13 protein-coding genes and 1 pseudogene are annotated in these 16,578 nt (G+C 71.4%); 9 read left to right on the forward strand and 5 right to left on the reverse strand.

What is annotated here, in order from left to right:
* The first annotated feature begins 37 nt into the window (after positions 1-37).
* The 6 genes from ACWD02_RS11745 (at position 38) to ACWD02_RS11770 (ending at position 6,620) form a co-directional block, all read left to right on the forward strand.
* Positions 38-1,636, forward strand: a complete 1,599-nt coding sequence (locus ACWD02_RS11745; RefSeq protein ID WP_451207846.1) for a SulP family inorganic anion transporter — start codon at positions 38-40, stop codon at positions 1,634-1,636.
* A gap of 281 nt (positions 1,637-1,917) precedes the next feature.
* Positions 1,918-2,085, forward strand: a complete 168-nt coding sequence (locus ACWD02_RS11750) for a hypothetical protein (protein WP_451207848.1) — start codon at positions 1,918-1,920, stop codon at positions 2,083-2,085.
* 103 nt (positions 2,086-2,188) lie between these two features.
* Positions 2,189-3,415 carry a hypothetical protein gene (locus ACWD02_RS11755; protein WP_451207851.1) on the forward strand — a complete coding sequence of 409 codons (1,227 nt, stop codon included), beginning with the start codon at positions 2,189-2,191 and terminating at the stop codon, positions 3,413-3,415.
* Positions 3,416-3,466: 51 nt separating this feature from the next.
* Positions 3,467-4,045: a hypothetical protein gene (locus tag ACWD02_RS11760; RefSeq protein ID WP_451207853.1), complete on the forward strand. Its 579-nt coding sequence runs from the start codon at positions 3,467-3,469 to the stop codon at positions 4,043-4,045.
* 40 nt (positions 4,046-4,085) lie between these two features.
* On the forward strand, positions 4,086-5,423 hold the full coding sequence (locus ACWD02_RS11765; RefSeq protein WP_451207856.1) for an MFS transporter: 1,338 nt from the start codon (positions 4,086-4,088) through the stop codon (positions 5,421-5,423).
* Between the two features lie 33 nt (positions 5,424-5,456).
* Positions 5,457-6,620: an ATP-grasp domain-containing protein gene (locus tag ACWD02_RS11770; protein ID WP_451207858.1), complete on the forward strand. Its 1,164-nt coding sequence runs from the start codon at positions 5,457-5,459 to the stop codon at positions 6,618-6,620.
* 104 nt (positions 6,621-6,724) lie between these two features.
* Here the strand turns inward: ACWD02_RS11770 and ACWD02_RS11775 are convergent, their stop codons facing one another.
* The 4 genes from ACWD02_RS11775 to ACWD02_RS11790 all read right to left on the reverse strand — a co-directional run bounded on the left by ACWD02_RS11775 (position 6,725) and on the right by ACWD02_RS11790 (position 11,454).
* Positions 6,725-8,794 (reverse strand): iron ABC transporter permease, encoded by a 2,070-nt coding sequence (locus tag ACWD02_RS11775; RefSeq protein WP_451207861.1) that lies wholly within the window; start codon positions 8,792-8,794, stop codon positions 6,725-6,727.
* 6 nt (positions 8,795-8,800) lie between these two features.
* Positions 8,801-9,781: an ABC transporter substrate-binding protein gene (locus ACWD02_RS11780; RefSeq protein ID WP_451207864.1), complete on the reverse strand. Its 981-nt coding sequence runs from the start codon at positions 9,779-9,781 to the stop codon at positions 8,801-8,803.
* Complete coding sequence (locus ACWD02_RS11785) at positions 9,778-10,581, reverse strand: ABC transporter ATP-binding protein (protein ID WP_451207866.1); 804 nt, start codon at positions 10,579-10,581, stop codon at positions 9,778-9,780. Before ACWD02_RS11785 ends, ACWD02_RS11780 begins: the two co-directional genes overlap by 4 nt.
* Positions 10,582-10,860: 279 nt before the next feature.
* Positions 10,861-11,454: a hypothetical protein gene (locus tag ACWD02_RS11790; RefSeq protein WP_451207869.1), complete on the reverse strand. Its 594-nt coding sequence runs from the start codon at positions 11,452-11,454 to the stop codon at positions 10,861-10,863.
* A 337-nt stretch (positions 11,455-11,791) separates the two neighbouring features.
* On the opposite strand from ACWD02_RS11790, the gene ACWD02_RS11795 reads away from it, so the two are divergent.
* Complete coding sequence (locus ACWD02_RS11795; protein ID WP_451207871.1) at positions 11,792-12,730, forward strand: YihY/virulence factor BrkB family protein; 939 nt, start codon at positions 11,792-11,794, stop codon at positions 12,728-12,730.
* 374 nt (positions 12,731-13,104) lie between these two features.
* Here ACWD02_RS11795 and ACWD02_RS11800 read toward each other — a convergent pair.
* Positions 13,105-13,788: pseudogene (locus tag ACWD02_RS11800) on the reverse strand (AsnC family transcriptional regulator); the annotation flags it as partial.
* Between the two features lie 189 nt (positions 13,789-13,977).
* Between ACWD02_RS11800 and ACWD02_RS11805 the strand changes: the two are divergent.
* The gene (locus ACWD02_RS11805; protein ID WP_451207874.1) at positions 13,978-15,369 is read left to right on the forward strand and encodes an MFS transporter; all 1,392 of its coding nucleotides are present in this window, start codon (positions 13,978-13,980) and stop codon (positions 15,367-15,369) included.
* Positions 15,366-16,565: an amidohydrolase gene (locus tag ACWD02_RS11810; RefSeq protein WP_451207877.1), complete on the forward strand. Its 1,200-nt coding sequence runs from the start codon at positions 15,366-15,368 to the stop codon at positions 16,563-16,565. The genes ACWD02_RS11805 and ACWD02_RS11810 overlap by 4 nt, the downstream gene beginning before the upstream one ends.
* The last annotated feature ends 13 nt before the right edge of the window (positions 16,566-16,578 follow it).

Here is a 16,578-nt window from a genome sequence, read left to right on the forward strand (position 1 = left end):
CCACCGGCCCGCTCCCACGACAGGACCCCCCACCCTCATGTCCTCTTTCCTCTCATCCCTCCGCTCCCCCTTCAGCCCCCTGCGTGAACCGGGCGTACGGCGCAAGGACTTCCTCGCCTCGCTCGTCGTCTTCCTCGTCGCCCTGCCGCTGTGCGTCGGCGTGGCCGTCGCCTCCGGAGTACCCGCCGAACTGGGCCTGGTCACCGGCATCGTCGGCGGCCTGGTCGTCGGCTTCCTGCCGGGCAGCGCCCTGCAGGTGAGCGGGCCCGCCGCCGGACTGACCGTCCTCGTCTTCGAGGCCGTACAGGAGTTCGGGCTCGGCATGCTCGGCGCCATCGTGCTCCTCACCGGCGCCCTGCAGATCATCCTCGGCCTGCTGCGCTGCGGCCGTTGGTTCCGCGCCATCTCCGTGTCCGTCGTGCAGGGCATGCTGGCTGGCATCGGACTCGTGCTGATCCTCGGCCAGCTCTACACCATGGCCGGGGCCGAACAGCCGCGCTCCGGGATCGACAAGATAGCCGGGCTGCCCGGACTGCTCGTCGACGTGCTCGGCGACACCGCCTCCCTGACCGGCGCGGGCCTGGGCCTCGGCACCATCGCCGTGCTCATGCTCTGGCCGAAACTGCCCGCCGCCGTACGCGTGGTGCCCGCCCCGCTGGCCGCCGTCGCCCTGGCCACGGCCGTGGCCGCCGGACTGCGCCTGGACGTCGCCAACGTGACGGTACGCGGCCTGGTCGACGCCATTCAGCCGCCGGGGCTCGGCGACCTGGCGGCCCTGGGCAGCGTGGCCGTGCTCGGCACGGTGCTCGCGTTCACCCTCATCGCGTCGGCCGAATCGCTGTTCAGCGCCGCGGCCGTCGACCGCATGCATGACGGGCCCCGCACGCAGTACGACAAGGAGCTCGTCGCCCAGGGCATCGGCAACGCCACGTGCGGCGTGCTCGGCGCGCTGCCGATGACGGCCGTCATCGTCCGCAGCTCCGCCAACGTCGAGGCCGGCGCGCGCACTCCGCTCTCCCGCATCCTGCACGGCGCGTGGCTGCTGCTGTTCGCCGTACTGTTCCCGGCCGCGCTCGGCATCATCCCGCTGGCGGCGCTCGCCGGCGTCCTGGTCCACGCGGGCTTCAAGCTGATGCCCGTCAAGGAGATCGTCCCGCTCGCCCGCGCCCACCGGGGCGAGGCCCTGGTCCTCGCCACCACGGCGATCGCCATCGTGGTGACCAACATGTTCGAGGGCGTGGTGCTCGGCCTGGTGCTCGCGGTGGTCAAGTCCGCCTGGGACACCTCGCATGTGCACCTGGACGTACGGGAGTTGACCGGCGGCCGGACGGTCGTCACCCTCACCGGCAACGCCACGTTCCTTCGGCTGCCCCGCATCCTGGAGACACTGGAGGCCCTGCCCAAGGACCGGCCCATCGAGCTGGACCTGACGGCCGTACGGCATCTCGACCACGCCTGCCGCACGACGCTGGAGAACTGGGCGCTGCGGCACAACGACAGCGGCACGGAGGCGGTCCGCATGAAGACGTCTCCGGTGTCCCCTTCCGGGGCCGATGCCGAAATCGACTCCGGGGCCGGCCCCGGGATCAGCTCCGGGACCGAGAGTTCCGACGCGCGGGCCCGCACGCGGCTCTGATGCCGGGCATCCGCCGGCACTGACGCCGGACGCCCACCCCTGAACGCCGTCTGCCGCCCGCCCCGGCGGCAGACGGTGCGGGCCGGTGGGCCCGTCGGCGTGCCCACCACCGCGCAACAGCCGGGCTTAGGCGTGCGGTTACGCCATCCAGTCCGCCCCCATTGACACTCCCTTGACCATCTCTTTACGTTCAAGGGGATGGGATGAAAGCGGCGAAAGCTCATAGACCCATCGATTCACCAGCTGTCGCCGCATACCAATCGATGTATGGAGGTTCCACCATGGACCAGCTCATCAGGCGCATGACCGAGGAGTCCGTGTGGCAGAAGTGGGTGGCCGCCAACTCCGCCCGGACGGGCTCCGGGCAGGGCTCCAAGGACGGCTGCATCAGCTCGGCACCCAAGAGCGGCTGCATCAGCGCCACCGGCAAGAGCGGCTGCATCTCCTGAGCCGCTGATCTCCTGAGCCGCTGAGGCCGCGGGGCCGCCGCCGCGCCCTTCCCGGCGGCGGCCCCGCACCCGCTCACCCACCCCCACCTGCACCGGAGCCGCCGTGAACCGCCTGCCGAGCGCCGACGTCCTGGACCGCGTACGCGACATCCCCCTCTACCGCGCGTCCGCCGAGCGCGGTGACTTCCCCGTCCTGGAGAAGCCGGACATCGCCCGGGGCTTTCCCGACAACTGGATGACTCCCGAGCTGGCCCGGGCCCTGGAGACAGGCGAGGCCGAGTTCGTGCTCTCCACCGGGACCAACCACGCCCGCATGCAGATCATCCGCCCGCCGTACTTCCTCCTCCGCTCCTACTACCGACTGTGGAGCGAGCACCCCGATCTCGGCGCCTCCTGGCACACCGGCGCCCGGCGGGTGTCACTGACCACCGTCCTCGCCACCGAACACGTCGCACGCGTCAATGCCCGCAAGCCGGGAGCGACCGCGGGCGAACGCTGGCTCGACGACCGCACGCTGTACCTCAACCAACAGCTCGACCCGGCCGGTTGGGAGCGTCCGGAGGTCGAGCGGATACTCGCCGAGATCCGGGAGGTCAGCGCCGCACACCCCGAGGGCTCCTATCTCCTGGACTGCTCCGGCTACCACCTGGCGCATCTGGTCCGCAAAGTGACCGAGTGGGACCTGTGGGACGGCTTCCCGCGGCCGACCGCCATCGTCCATGCCTACGAGTACACGCCGTTGAACGTGCGCGCCTATCTGCGTGCCCACTTCGACTGCCCCGTGGTCGACCTCTTCGGCAGCACGGAACTCGGATACCTCTTCTACAGCGATGCCGAGGGCCGCTATCAGCCCTATCTGCACGACATGAGCGTGGAGTTGATCCCGGTGGAGGAGGGCAGCGGCATCCACAGCCTCATCGTCACCAGCATCCGCAACCCCTACATGCCGCTCGTGCGCTACCGGTCCGGCGACTGCGTCCGCACCCGCGACGGCAGCACCGACCCGACGCAGATCGTCTCCTTCTGCGGCCGCGAGAAGGAACTCCTCGCCACACCCGACGGCCCCGTCGCCCAGGCCGATCTCGACACCCGCATCGCAGCCGTCTGTCCCCGCGTCTTCCTGCACCAGTTGCAGCTGACCGGCGAGGACCAGTGCCGGCTGTGGTGCACCACGTTCGACGGCGCGCCCCTGACTCCCGGTGAGGAGAGCGAGTTGGCGGCCTCCGTCGGCGCTCTGACCGGCCGCTCCTGTCACGTCGAGCACCGCACCCACGTGCCGATCGGCCACTCGGGCAAGTACGCCTGGCTGGCCACGCCCGCCCCCGCCTGACTTTCCAGCGCCCCACGCCACCCGCAGCGCCTCCGCCGACAGGACAACGCCATGACGCACCCACCTGCCGCCGCCCCCTTCTCCTCCGAGGACCGCACCCAAGCAGCCCCCACCGCCCGCGAGTTGCTCGGCACCGCTCTGCACGACGAGGTGGTGGCGCACTTCGCCGCGAAGCCCGGCGCCCCGGCCGCCTCCGTCGTCACCCACCAGGTCCGCGAGTGTCTGCGCCATCTCTACCTGGTCTCGCGCCATCCCGACCGCCTCGGCGGCCTCTTCCTCCCCGTCGAGCAGGACATCGACGAGATCTGGCACTACCTCATCCTGCAGACGCGCGAGTACCGGCAACTGTGCGAACAGCGGCTGCCCGGCGGCCACTTCATCCACCATCGCAGCATCTCGTACGACACCTATCAGACGGACCCGGGGCGCGAGGCAGCCGCCGAGGAGGCCCTGCGGTGGATCCCCCTCTACACCGCCGCGTTCGGCCCCTTCGACGAGGCCGCGCTGCCGCACTGGACGGTCGTACGGTTCCTGCACGAGGAGCTGGAGCTGTCCCTGAGGCAGATCGCGGACCTCGACGTCGGCGAGCAGCCGTCCGCGCCCGGTCCTCACCCTCTCGCCGCACCGTGACGACCGCTCCCGAGACGGCAACGCCGGTGCGGAGAACGGCATGAGCGTCACCGTCACGCGGACCGGAGAAGAGGCCTCGCCCCGCGTGCTGCGGCGCGTGTTGACCGTACTCGTCCTCTCGCAGGCCCTGGGCGGCGCGGGCATGGCAGCCGGCATCACCGTCGGTGCGCTGCTCGCCGAGGATCTGCTCGGTTCCACCGGCCTCGCGGGCCTTCCGGTCGCCTTGTTCACCGCGGGCGCCGCCCTGGGGGCCGCAGTCATCGGGCGGGTCTCGCAACGCCTGGGCCGACGCCCCGGCCTGGCGCTCGGGCACGCCGTCGCCGCGCTCGGCAGCGTCGGAGTCGTGGCGGCGGCCACGGGCGAGTGGGCGGGGCTGCTGCTGTTCTCGCTCTTCGTGTACGGAGCGGGTACGGCCACCGGGCTCCTTGCCCGGTACGCGGGCGCCGACCTCGCCCCACCCGAGCGTCGGGGCCGGGCCACCGGCACGGTCCTCCTGGCGACGACGCTGGGCGCGGTCGCGGGACCCAACCTCGTCGGCCCGACCGGCGCACTCGCGCACGCCTACGGCATCCCGCGGCTGGCCGGCCCCTTCCTGCTGGCGGCATGCGCGTACACGGCCGCGGGTCTTGTGCTGCTGGTGTGGCTGCGCCCCGACCCCTTGCACCTGGCCCGGCGCCGACCCGCGCGGGACGCCTCGGCTGCCCCAAAACCCGTGACCAGGACTGCCGTTGCCCCGGCCGCCGCAACGGCACCGGGGGCTCAGGAGCGCTTCTCCCCCGGTGTCGTCACGGGCGCCACCGTGATGATCACCGCCCAGCTGGTGATGATCGCCGTAATGACCATGACTCCCCCGCACATGGCCGGGCATGGCCACAGCACGCAGGCCGCGGGATTCGTCATCGCCCTGCACGTGGGCGCGATGTTCCTGCCCTCACCGCTCAGCGGCATCCTCACCGACCGGCTCGGACGGCTGCCCGTGGCGGCCGCTTCCGGGGCCGTCCTGCTGAGCGCGGGCGTGCTCGCCGCCGCCACCCCGCCGGACAGCGTGCCGCTGCTGTCCTGTGCTCTGGTCCTGCTCGGCCTGGGCTGGAACCTCGCCCTGGTGAGCGGCACCGCCCTGATCACGGATGCCGCCCCGCCCGACAGCCGTGCCTCGGTGCAGGGCCTGGCCGACGTGGGCATGTCGTTGGCGGGCGCGACGGGCGGCATGGCCTCGGGCCTGGTGGTGGCGGGCGGCGGTTATCCGCTCCTGGCGGTGGCCGCGGGCACGCTGGCCGTCGCGGTGATCCCCGCGGTGGCCCGTTGGGAGAATCGAGCAACCATGCGACGATGCCTGCGAGTTGATCCCGATCACAGCGACAGACCGCGAGACGTGTGACGCACATCCAGGCCCTCACGCATGGAGACGTAAATGCCGACCATGGTTGTCATCGGATACAGACCGGATCTCGACCAGGCTCTGCGACGCCGTGGCCTGAGCCCTTATTACCTCGCGCAGGCACCGTCGATCCCGCCCGCGGACCGACGATTCACGCTCGTCGCCGACATGGAGAACGCCCAGGAGATCTTGCGCGCGGTACTCGCCGCGCGCCTCGATGATGTGGCCGGTGTGCTCACCGTCCACGAGATGGGTGTCTTCGGGGCCGCCTACCTGCGAAAGGAGCTCGGTCTTCCCGGAAACGCGGACTCGGGGTCCACGCTCTGCTTCCGGGACAAGTTCCTGCAGAAGAGCCGGCTGCCGTCTCACGTGAGGCGCGCGCGCTGCCGGTACGCGTCACACGACACCTCCTTCGCGGATCTCGCCGGTGATCTGGGCGAGGTCTTCGTCGTCAAGCCGGCGACCGGAGCCGGATCCCTTCGCACGAACATCGTCCGTTCCGCGGAGGAGTACGCGCGAGCACTGGAACCGTTCACCGGCCGGTCGGATGTCGAGGTCGTCGCCGAGTCCTTCGTCGATGCGCCGGAGGTCTATATGGACGGCATCTGGCAGAACGGCTCTCTTCGATGGTCGTCCATGACCCGCTACCACCTCTCGCCGCTCAGCGCGGCACAAGGCGGCGTCCTGGCCGCGCACTTGCTGGACAAGAGACGGAATCCGGGCCTCTTCGAGCGGATGGAGACACTCACCGGTGACGTGCTCGAAGGCCTCGCCGCACCCGACTGCGTCTTCCACCTCGAGGCCTTCGTGGAAGAAGCGGGGCTGACCTTCGGCGAGTGCGCGATCCGCCTGCCCGGCGCACTGTCCCCGCAGATCAACCAACTGACCTTCGGTGTGGACCTCTTCGACGCCGAGATCAGTCTCGCGCTCGGGGAGGAGCTCACCCAGCCCCTGGAGCACATCCTGCCGGAGCGTCTCCACGGCTACATTCTTCTCCGCAGACCTGCCGGCGGGAACCTGACGCAGGAGGACTTCGAACGCCGCTTCTCCTTCGACGACATCGCGTACTCCTCGTCGCCCCACACGCCACTCGGGCCGTACGGCAAGGTGGGGCACGCCATCGTCTCCGACCCGGACGAGCTCGAACTCCAGAAGACGATCGAGGAGATCGTGCGCTTCAACGAGCTGGGCGGCTGACCGCAGGCGAACACCTCGGAATCCGGATGAGTGACATGCGTTTTCCGGGGCACCCGCCTCCTAGGCCCCGCCGCGTCCCCCCGTCGCGGCGGGGCCGCTGTCCGTCATCGACGGCTGCGCACCAGCAGGTACACGAAGTACGGCGTTCCGACGGCCGCCGTCATGAGTCCCGCGCCCAGTTGCGCGGGGGCGATCACGGTCCGGCCCAGCAGGTCCGCGAGGCAGACGAGCGTCGCGCCCAGCATCATCGCCACCGGGACCACCCGCAGGTGGCGCCTGCCCACCAGCGCACGAGCCGCGTGCGGCGCCACGAGTCCCACGAAGCCGATCGTGCCGGCCGCCGCCACCGCGGTGGCGCTGAGCAGCACGCTCAGGACGAGGAAGCCGAAACGTCCGCGACCCAGGTTGAGGCCCAGGAGCCGCGGGGTGTCCTCGTCGAGCGACACGAGGTCGAGTTCCTTGCGGCGTGAGATCGCCACGACCGTCGCGGCCACGAGCACGGCCGCGACCGGCAGGACATCGGTGCCGGTGCGTCCGTAGGTGGAGCCCGAGAGCCAGATCAACGCCTTGGTCGCGCTGAACCGGTCGGTGAGCACGATGACCAGGCTGATCAGCGCCAGAGATCCCGAGGAGACGCCCATGCCGACGAGGACGAGCCTGCTGTTCTGGAAGCCGCCCCGCGCCGCGAGCCCGAAGACGACCAGCGAGCTGACCATGGCGCCCGCGAACGCGGCGCCCGCGATGCCCCACGACCCGGAGCCGGGCGCCGAGGTGACGAGGATGATGGCGCCGAGGCCCGCTCCTCCGGACACGCCGAGGGTGCCGGGTTCCGCGAGCGGATTGCGGGTCACGGACTGCACGAGCGTGCCGGACAGCGCGAGCGCGGCGCCCGCCAGGAGCGCGGCGTACACGCGTGGCACGCGGGTGTCGAGGACGAAGGTGATGGCCTGACCCGACTGGCCCCGAACCCAGTTGACGACGTCACCGAGCAGGAACGTGCTGTCGCCGACGAGCACCGCGGCGATCGTGACGCCGACCAGGGTGGCGACGAGGAGCACCACGGTGATGACGTAGGCCGTGCGGCTCGGGATGCGCAGCCGGTCCGGCGCGGTGGCGTTGGCGCCGTCGCGGGTGCGCATCGCCATGACGACGAGGAACACGGCGCCGACGACGCTCGTGATGACGCCCGTGGGTACGGTGACGGCGGTCTGCGCGGAGGTCACGGCGCGCAGCAGCACGTCGGAACCGAGCACCAGGGCGGCGCCCACGAGACCCGCGACGGGGATACGGATCCGGTGGCGCACCAAGGCGCGGAAACGCCCGGCCAGCGGCCGCACGAGGGCCGGGGCGCACAGCCCCACGAAGGCGATCGGCCCCGCGAGCGTCACCGTCGCGGCAGCGAGCAGCGACGCCAGGACGACGGACGTGACGCGCGTGCCGCGGACCGGGACACCGAGTCCGTGCGCGGCGTCGTCTCCCAGGGCCAGGGCGTCGATGCGGCGGGCGATCAGCAGGAGGCCGGCGAGTGCGGCCACGATGACCGGCGCCATCTGGACGACGCCGTCGAAGCCGTTCTGGCTGATGCTTCCCTGGCCCCACTGGTAGAGGCCCTCGGTCCGTTCGGGGAAGAGCAGGAGCAACGCCTCGGTGATGGCGTTGAGCCCGAGGGCGAGCGCGCTGCCCGCCAGGACGAGGCGTACGGTTCCGGCGCCCCGTCCCGACACCGCGAGAACGACGGCGGCCGCCGCGAGACCGCCGAGGAACGCCACACCCGACGAGGCGAGCAGCGGCGCCGTGGCGCCGCTGGCGACCAGGATGGTCACCGCGAGGTAGGCACCGGTGTTGACGGCGAGGGTGTCCGGAGCGGCGAGCACGTTGCGGGTGACGGCCTGCAGGGTGGCGCCCGCCGCGCCGAGCGCGACGCCGATGAGTATCCCGGCGACCATGCGCGGCATGCGTGAGGCGATGACGACGGAGGAGTCGCCCTGCTCGGCCTGGCCGGTGAAGGCCTTCCACACCTGGCCGGGGCCGACGGACGCGGTGCCTTGCGTGATGTCGATGACGGCGAGAACGGCGACCAGAAGAACCAGACCGGCCGTCACCGCGACCGCGCCCGTCGGGGACGACCCGACGGCGCGCTCGGGTGTGGCTGAGGGCGTTGCGGTGACGGCCACGGTCTCCTACTTCTTCAGGCTGTCGATGAGGGCGTCGATGTACGCCTCCATCGCCTGGGGTCCGCCGAACATCCAGATGCCGTCGGGCAGGCGGTGGACCTCGTCGTCCTTGACGAACGGCAGCGACTTCCAGACGGAGTTGTCGGCGAGTTCGTCGGTGAACACGTCGGAGCTGTCGTCGCCCTTGTTGCCGATGTAGACGAACTTCACGTCGTCGTCGAGCGCGGTGAGACCCTCGACGTCGGTGGTGGCGAGCCCGTAGTCCTTGTCGCCCTTGATCTTCCAGGCGTTCTTCAGGCCGAGGTCCTCGTTGACGGCGCCGAGCAGCGAGTTGCTGGTGTAGCCGCGCAAGGAGACCTGGTTGGAGGCGGCGTAGCCGTCGGCCATGGCGATCTTCGAGCCGTCGAGCTTGGCCTCCTTCAGCGCCTTCTTGCCCTCGGCGACCTTCGCCTCGTACGACTCCTTGGCCTTCTTGGCCTCGGCGGTCGTGCCGGTGGCCTTGGCGATGACGTCGAGCGTGTCCATCATCTGGCCGACCTGGTCGGAGCCATCGGCGGCCTTGACCTGGAGGACGGGGCCGACCTTCTTCATCTGCTTCACCGCGGAGGCCGACATGTCGGTCGTGGTGACGATGAGGTCCGGGGTGAGGCCGGCGAGCGTGTCCATGCTCGGCTCACCGCGGGTGCCGATGTCCTTGGGGTCGTTCTTGAGCGGGACGGCGGAGTCCCACGCCTTGTAGCCCTTGACGTCGGCGACGCCGACCGGGTCCACGCCGAGGGTGACCATGGACTCGACGACGTTCCACTCGGTGCCGACGACCTTCTTGGCCGGTCCGTCGAGCTTCACCTCGGCGCCGTTGGCGTCGGTGACGGTGATCGGGTCGGCCTTCTTGTCCGAGCTGGTCTTGGCGGGCTCGGAGGTACCGCAGCCGGCCAGGACGAGGGCTACGGCGCCGGCGGCCGCCGCGGCGATGAGGGGGCGTCTCATGAGGAGTGGAGCCTTTCACTTCTGCTGTGGTGGCGGCCTATCGCGCGGGTGCGCAGCCGGCCGGTGAGGGGGTCTGTGTCGACCTCGATACGGATGCCGTACGTCTCGGAGAGCCGCTCGGGACGCAGGACGTCCTCGGGGGCGCCGTCGGCGACGATGCGCCCGGCGTCGAGCAGGGCGATCCGGTCGGCGACGGCTGCCGCCTGGTCGAGGTCGTGCAGGACGACGCCGACGGCGATGCCGCCGTCGTCCGCGAGGTCACGCATGAGGTCGAGGAGTTCGATCTGGTAGCGCAGGTCGAGGTAGGTGGTCGGCTCGTCGAGGAGGAGCACGCCGGTCTCCTGGGCGAGACAGCTGGCGAGCCAGACCCGCTGCAGCTGTCCGCCGGAGAGCTGGTCCACGGCGCGCCCGGCGAGGCCTTCGACGCCGGTCATGGTGAGCACGCGATCCACCACGGCCGCACCCCCGGCATCGGCCTGACCCCAGCGCCCCCGGTAGGGGTAGCGGCCGAACTCCACGACGTCACGGACGGTCAGACCGCCGGGCGTGGGACGTCCTTGGGTCAGGAGCGCGACACGGCGGGCGAACTGGCGCGCGGTGAGGTCGAAGCCGTCCGCGGCCTCGGCCGTGCCGGAGTCGAGGGTCAGCGTGCCGAGCCGGGCGCCCTGCAGTCGGGCGACGCTGCGCAGCAGTGTCGACTTGCCGCTCCCGTTCGGGCCGACGAGGGCGGTCACTTCGCCGGGCCGAAGCTGGATGGCGGCGTCGTGCACGACGTCGACGCCGTCGTACGACACGGTCATGTGCTCGGCGGACAGTTCGTGACCGCGCGGACGTGTTGCGCTACCTGCGCGTTCACCTGATCTCACGGCGTGCAGGTTAGCCTAACCTTAGTCTGGCTGGAAGTAGGGGGTCCCGACCCGGGCGAAAAGCACGCGCGGCCCTTCCCCGGTCACGGCCGCGCCCCTTACCCCCGTTCGCCCTCAACCAGCCTGCGGGGCAGCCCTGTTGAACGACGATGCCGCCCATCGACGGTGCTGATGGACGGCATCTGCAGGTGGCGCTGAAGCGCCCTGGCTCGCTCAGTAGAGCTTCGCGACGGCCTTGATGGTCGTGGTCTTGAAGTCGCCCACCTGCGCGTGGGCGAAGTTGCCCATCTGTCCCCACTGGACGACCGTCACCGTGTTGCCGTCACGGCCGACGGAGAACATGTTGATGTCGGAGGAGCCCGTCGTGGCCTCGGTGTGGACGCCGTAGACGTGGGCGCCCTCCTCGATGTCCAGCTTTCCGTAGTACTTCTGGGTCGCGGTGACATCGGGGTTCTCCTTCATCACCTTCTCCGAGCAGCCCTGGAGGTTCTTGCGCAGCAGCGCCGCGAAGTCCTTGGCGCGCTGCTCGCTGCGCTCGACCACGGTCACCTGGAGGGCGCCGGTGTCGTACTCCGTGCGGTAGGCGCGGTGCACGGAGATCGAGGGCAGGGCCTCCCCCACACACATCGGCAGCGGGTCGGGCTGCCCCGCCGTCACCGGCCCCGCGGTCCACGCCGACGACGCGTGCGGCGGCAGTTCGGCCGGGGCCAGAAACCGGGGCGAGCCGGCGGCGGCCGCCGGGCTCGTGCCGGCCACCACACCCGCCACGGCCACCGCGGCACCCAGCGCACACAGACCTCGGTTCATGCGAACACTCATCATCGTCAGCTCCCCGTTTCGAGAGGGTCAGCTTGCCTGCCCTCACACCACATACGACCCGCGACACCCCGTGCTCGTTGCCCTCACCCACGTCACAGCCCTGTCCGTGATGTCACCGAATGGTTACCTCCGCTCACGACCGACGGGCGCGGAGGCGCGGACCCGCCGTGAGCCACGGGTGACGGGAAGGGGAAGATTGCTTTCCGCCCGCTTCCGCGTGACGGACCCGGGCACCACGTGTCCAAGGGGTCGAACCGGGAAGACGGCGCAGTACGCCGTCCGCAGGAGACAAAGGCGTCCGCAGGAGACAACGAGGAGTAGCCCCATGGACAGTTCCGCTGCGCCCGAAGGTGCGGGGCACACTCCCCTGTCGGGCGGGTCCGGCGGGCTTGCCGTCCCCGCCGGACCGGCCAGGGCCCCCTCGGCATGGGCGCGGCGGGGTGCCGCGCTGCGGCGCACCCCGGTGGCGATGTGGAACGACGACGTCTCGGACTGGGCCGCGGCCCTGACGTACTACGCGATTCTCGCCCTGCTGCCCGCGCTCCTCGTCACGGTCAGCCTGATCAGCCTGGTCAGCCCCGACACCACGCAGGAGCTCATCGCCGAGGTCACCGACTGGGCGCCCGCGCAGTCGGGCAGCGCCTTGCACGAGGCGCTCACCGAGATGGCCGACGCACACGCGGCCGCCGTGACAGTGGTGATCGGCGGTGCGGTCAGCGCGCTGTGGTCCGCCTCCAGTTACGCGGCGGTCTTCCGCCGGGCTCTGCACGCGATGCACGGCGTGAAGGACACCCGGCCCGTGTGGCGCAAGGCGCACCGGGTCCTGATGACCGCCCTCGCGCTGCTCGCGCTGCTGGCCGCCAGCGCGCTCCTGCTCGTGGTGAGCGGCTCACTCGTCCAGACGATCGGGCAGCACATCGGGGTCGGCGACGCGGGACAGACCGCATGGAGCGTCATGAAGTGGCCCGCTCTGGTCTGCCTGGTGGTCCTGCTCGTCCTCGTGCTCTTCCGCAACGCGCCCCCCTCGGAGCGCGGATGGCGCCGCAGCCTGCCCGGAGGCCTGCTCGCCGCACTCCTGTGGCTCCTGTCCTCGGGCCTGTTCACCTTGTACGCCACGGGGTTCGGCACCTACGGCAAGCTCTACGGCTCCCTGGCCGGAGTGGTCGTGTTCCTGGTGTGGCTCTGGGTGTCCAACCTGGCGCTCCTTGCCGGAGCACAGTTCACGGTGGAAATGGCCCGCACCCCGGCCGCCGCCCGTACCTGAGCCAAGCCCATCGCGCGCCCGCTACCAGGGCGCGATCGGTTCCATCCCCGTCGGCGGCCCTCCTCGTCCAGGAGATGGCCCATCCGCTTGACGGTGCGCAGGCCCACGATGCGGTCGGTGACGGTCAGCGAGGGCAGGCGTGCGCACAGGGCCGTCTCCCGGCGCTGGATGTCCGCGATGTCGTGGACCCACAGCGTGGCGAGGACATTGGCGGGGCCCGTGACGCCCGCGACCAGACGGCATTCGGGAAGCGCGGCGAGCGTGCGGTGGACGGCGCCCACGTCGCGCGCAGGCACCTGCGCGAGCAGCGTCACCGGCACCGGATGCCCGGCCAGCGGGGCAGCGAGGTCGCAGCGGAAGTTCAGCACGCCCGCGTCCGTCAGACGGCGCAGCCTGCGGCGGACGGTGGCGGGGCTGGTGTCGGTGCGGTCGGCGAGTTCGGCGAGGGCCAGGCGCCCGTCACGTACCAGCGCCTCGAGCAAGGTCCGGTCGACGGCGTCCAGTTCGAGCACACGGATCTGATCGGCGGTCCCCGAGCCGGAGTTGCCCAGCGCGGAGAGCTGGGCGGGGTCCAGGGAGCGCAGCCGCCAGCGGCTCCCCTCCACGTACAGCGAGGTGGCGAAGAGACAGCGGACCGAGGTGATGCCGGGCAGCGCGTCCAGCGTCTCGGTCACGAAGCGGCCGAGCGAGGCGAGGTCCGGGGCGAGGACGTCCAGGAACAGGTCGGCGCTGCCCGGCGCGGTGACCTCGATCGTGGCGGCCTGCGGGAACGTGCTGAGTTCGGCGATCAGCCGCGACCGGGCACCCGGGGCGCAGCGCAGCAGCACGAAGGCGGTGCAACGGCTGCGGGTGAACTCCCGGCCCGGCACCGCGTACACCCATGCGAGTCCGGCGCCGCACAGCCGCTCCCAGCGGCGCGCCAGGGTGCTCGCCGTGACGCCGAGCAGGGGCGCCAGCTCGGACCAGGAGGCTCGCGGGCGCATCTGGAGGGCGTTCACGAGGGCGAGGTCGAGTTCGCTGGCCGTCGTCTCCCGCCCCATCACGTCCCGCTCCCTCATATGACCGTTTCTCGCGTCGGACGCACTTCGTACGTACGAATCCTTCGATCCGCACAGCCGCACGCGCCCCCGCCCGCACAGTAGCCACCACTTCCGGTTCCGGCCACCAGATGAGGTGAGTCTTTGTCCACGCACACATCGCGACCACGGCTGCGACCAGCGGGTTCAGGCCCAGGGATGCTCCCGGCCATGGCCGTCGTCGTGCTGTTCAGCGGCATCGTGCAGGGCTACCTCACACCCCTGCTGCCCGAGCTCGGCCGCCAACTGGACATCGGCGGCGTCGGCCAGAACAACATCTACCTGCTCTCCCAGCTCGCCTTCGCCGTGCTGACCCCCCTGCTCTCACGCCTCGGCGACCTCTACGGACACCGCAGGCTGCTCCGCGTGGCACTCGCCATGGTCGCGGGCGGCTCGCTGCTGATGGCCGCCTGGCCGACGGCGGTCACACTCGCCGTCGGAGTGGTGCTGCAAGGCGCGCTGGTCGGCTTCTTCCCGCTGCTCGTCGGGATCCTGCGCTCCCGGGCCCCGGAACGGAACCGCACCGGCATCTCCCTTCTCGTCGGCGTGCTGCTGATCTCCATCGGGGTGGGCGGCCTCGTCGCGGGCACCCTCAGCGAGCGGCACGCGGCGGCCGGACTGTGGACGGCCGTGCCCGTCGCCGCCGTTGCCCTGCTCGCCGGGGCCGCACTCCCGGACAGCGATGTGCCGCGCGGCGGGCGCTTCCACTACGGGGCGGCCGCCCTGCTGACCGGCGGGCTCGTCGCGCTCGTCCTGGTCCTCGCACAGGGCAGCTCCTGGGGGTGGGCCGCGCCGTTGACGCTCGGGCTCGCGGCGGCGGCCATCGCCCTGCTCGCCGCGTGGGTGGCCGTCGAGCGGCGGTCCGCGCATCCGCTGGTGAGCGTGCGGATGCTGCGCAACCCGCGGCTCGCCGTCGTCAGCGGCCACACCTTCTGCGCCGCCTTCGGCACCATCGGCTTCCTCGGCGCCAACGCCCTCTTCCTGGGCGCCTCCCCGGCCGAGACGGGCTACGGCATGGACATGGGCCCGCGGACGATCGCCACCGTCTCCCTCGCCATGGTCGTCGCCGGGTTCGCGGGGTCCACGCTGACGCCGCGGCTCGCGCACCACGTCGGCGACCGTGCGGTACTCGTCGCCGGGGGCTGCCTCATCGCGCTCGGCTTCGTGGCGATGGCGCTCTTCCACGACACCCTCACGCAGTACCTGGCCGCCGCGCTCGTCGTCGGGTTCGCCACCGGGCTCTTCGAGTCGATCACCCGCACGCTGTCCGCGGAGGTCGTCGCGGACCACGAGACCGCCCTCGCCGTCGGCCTCAACGAACTGGCCCTGTCGCTCGGCGCGGCCATCGGCGCCGCCGTGATCGGCGCGTTCTTCACCGCGCACGTGGTGCACGGCCCCGGGCACATCGGGATCTCCGGCTTCGTGTGGGGCTGGAGCGCGTGTGCGGCCGTCGCCGCCGCCGGGTCGCTCCTCGCCCTGCGCTATCGCACGCCGGGGCCGGCAGACGGCCACACCGTACGACCGTCGTCCGCACGCGTGGCGGAGAAGGAAGGGATGGCATGACCGAGGCGACCGACCCCCGGGCGAAGGACGCCGATGAGGCGCGCGAGGCGGTGACTTCGGCCGTGCGCGGCTGGAGCGAGCGGCTCGTCGGCCTCAGCCACAGCCTGCACGACGAGCCGGAGACCGCCCTTCAGGAACACCGCTCGGCCGCGAAGATCGCGGACCTGCTCGCGAAGGCCGGATTCGACGTGACCCAGGGCGTGGGCGAGCTGCCCACCGCACTGGTGGCCACCTACGGCGGCGGAGAGCTGGTGGTCGGGTTCTGCGCCGAGTACGACGCCCTGCCCGGCATCGGCCACGCCTGCGGACACAACGTCAACGGCGCGGCGGCGGTGGGCGCCGCCGTCGCGCTGGCCGCCGTCGCGGACGAACTCGGCCTGACCGTCAAGCTGATCGGCACCCCGGCCGAGGAAGACATCGGCGGCAAGGTGCTGCTCCTGGAGGCCGGGGTCTTCGACGACGTCGCCGCCGCGATGATGGTGCACGCCGCCCCGGAGGACTCCGTCGGCGCGTCCTCGCTGGCCATCGGCGCCTGGGACATCACGTACACGGGCACGCCTTCCCACGCGGCCGTCGCGCCCTGGGAAGGCGTCAACGCCCTCGACGCGATGGCCCTCGCGCACACCGCGATCGGACTGCTGCGCCAGCAACTGCCGCCCGGCGCGCTGGTGCACGGCATCGTCACGGACGGCGGCCAGGCCGTGAACGTGATCCCCGCACGCAGCGCCGCACGCTACGAGATCAGGGCGCCCTCCCTGGAACTGCTCTCCCAGGTGCGCGGCCGGGTACGCCACTGCTTCGAGGCGGGTGCACTCGCCACCGGCGCCACCCTCGAACTACACGTGCACGGACGGGACTTCGCGGACCTGCGGCAGGACCCGCACCTGACCGAGGCCTACGTCAGGGCGGCCCAGGGCCTCGGGCGCACGGTCACCGCACGCCACGGCGAGACGCTGGCCTCGACGGACATGGGCAACGTCTCGCGGCTCGTGCCCACCATCCACCCGACCATCGGCTACGACACCGGGGGCGCCCACCAGCACACCCCCGAGTTCGCGGCCCACGGCAAGAGCCCCGGAGCGGACCGCGCGGTACTCGACGGCGCGACGGCCCTAGCCCTGGTCGGCGTCGAGCTCGCGACGTCGGCAGAGCAGCGCCGCAGACTGCTGGACGGGGTCGCTCGACGGCGTCTTTGAGCGAAGCTCGGCG

Source organism: Streptomyces sp. NPDC002853, assembly GCF_053591915.1.

Excerpts from the sequence above, each read along its gene's own strand:
- ACWD02_RS11790 (WP_451207869.1), bottom strand. The coding sequence starts at position 11,454 with ATGAACCGAGGTCTGTGTGCGCTGGGTGCCGCGGTGGCCGTGGCGGGT.
- ACWD02_RS11760 (WP_451207853.1), top strand. The coding sequence starts at position 3,467 with ATGACGCACCCACCTGCCGCCGCCCCCTTCTCCTCCGAGGACCGCACC.
- ACWD02_RS11745 (WP_451207846.1), top strand. The coding sequence starts at position 38 with ATGTCCTCTTTCCTCTCATCCCTCCGCTCCCCCTTCAGCCCCCTGCGT.
- ACWD02_RS11770 (WP_451207858.1), top strand. The coding sequence starts at position 5,457 with ATGCCGACCATGGTTGTCATCGGATACAGACCGGATCTCGACCAGGCT.
- ACWD02_RS11810 (WP_451207877.1), top strand. The coding sequence starts at position 15,366 with ATGACCGAGGCGACCGACCCCCGGGCGAAGGACGCCGATGAGGCGCGC.
- ACWD02_RS11805 (WP_451207874.1), top strand. The coding sequence starts at position 13,978 with ATGGCCGTCGTCGTGCTGTTCAGCGGCATCGTGCAGGGCTACCTCACA.
- ACWD02_RS11785 (WP_451207866.1), bottom strand. The coding sequence starts at position 10,581 with ATGACCGTGTCGTACGACGGCGTCGACGTCGTGCACGACGCCGCCATC.
- ACWD02_RS11780 (WP_451207864.1), bottom strand. The coding sequence starts at position 9,781 with ATGAGACGCCCCCTCATCGCCGCGGCGGCCGCCGGCGCCGTAGCCCTC.
- ACWD02_RS11750 (WP_451207848.1), top strand. The coding sequence starts at position 1,918 with ATGGACCAGCTCATCAGGCGCATGACCGAGGAGTCCGTGTGGCAGAAG.
- ACWD02_RS11765 (WP_451207856.1), top strand. The coding sequence starts at position 4,086 with ATGAGCGTCACCGTCACGCGGACCGGAGAAGAGGCCTCGCCCCGCGTG.
- ACWD02_RS11795 (WP_451207871.1), top strand. The coding sequence starts at position 11,792 with ATGGACAGTTCCGCTGCGCCCGAAGGTGCGGGGCACACTCCCCTGTCG.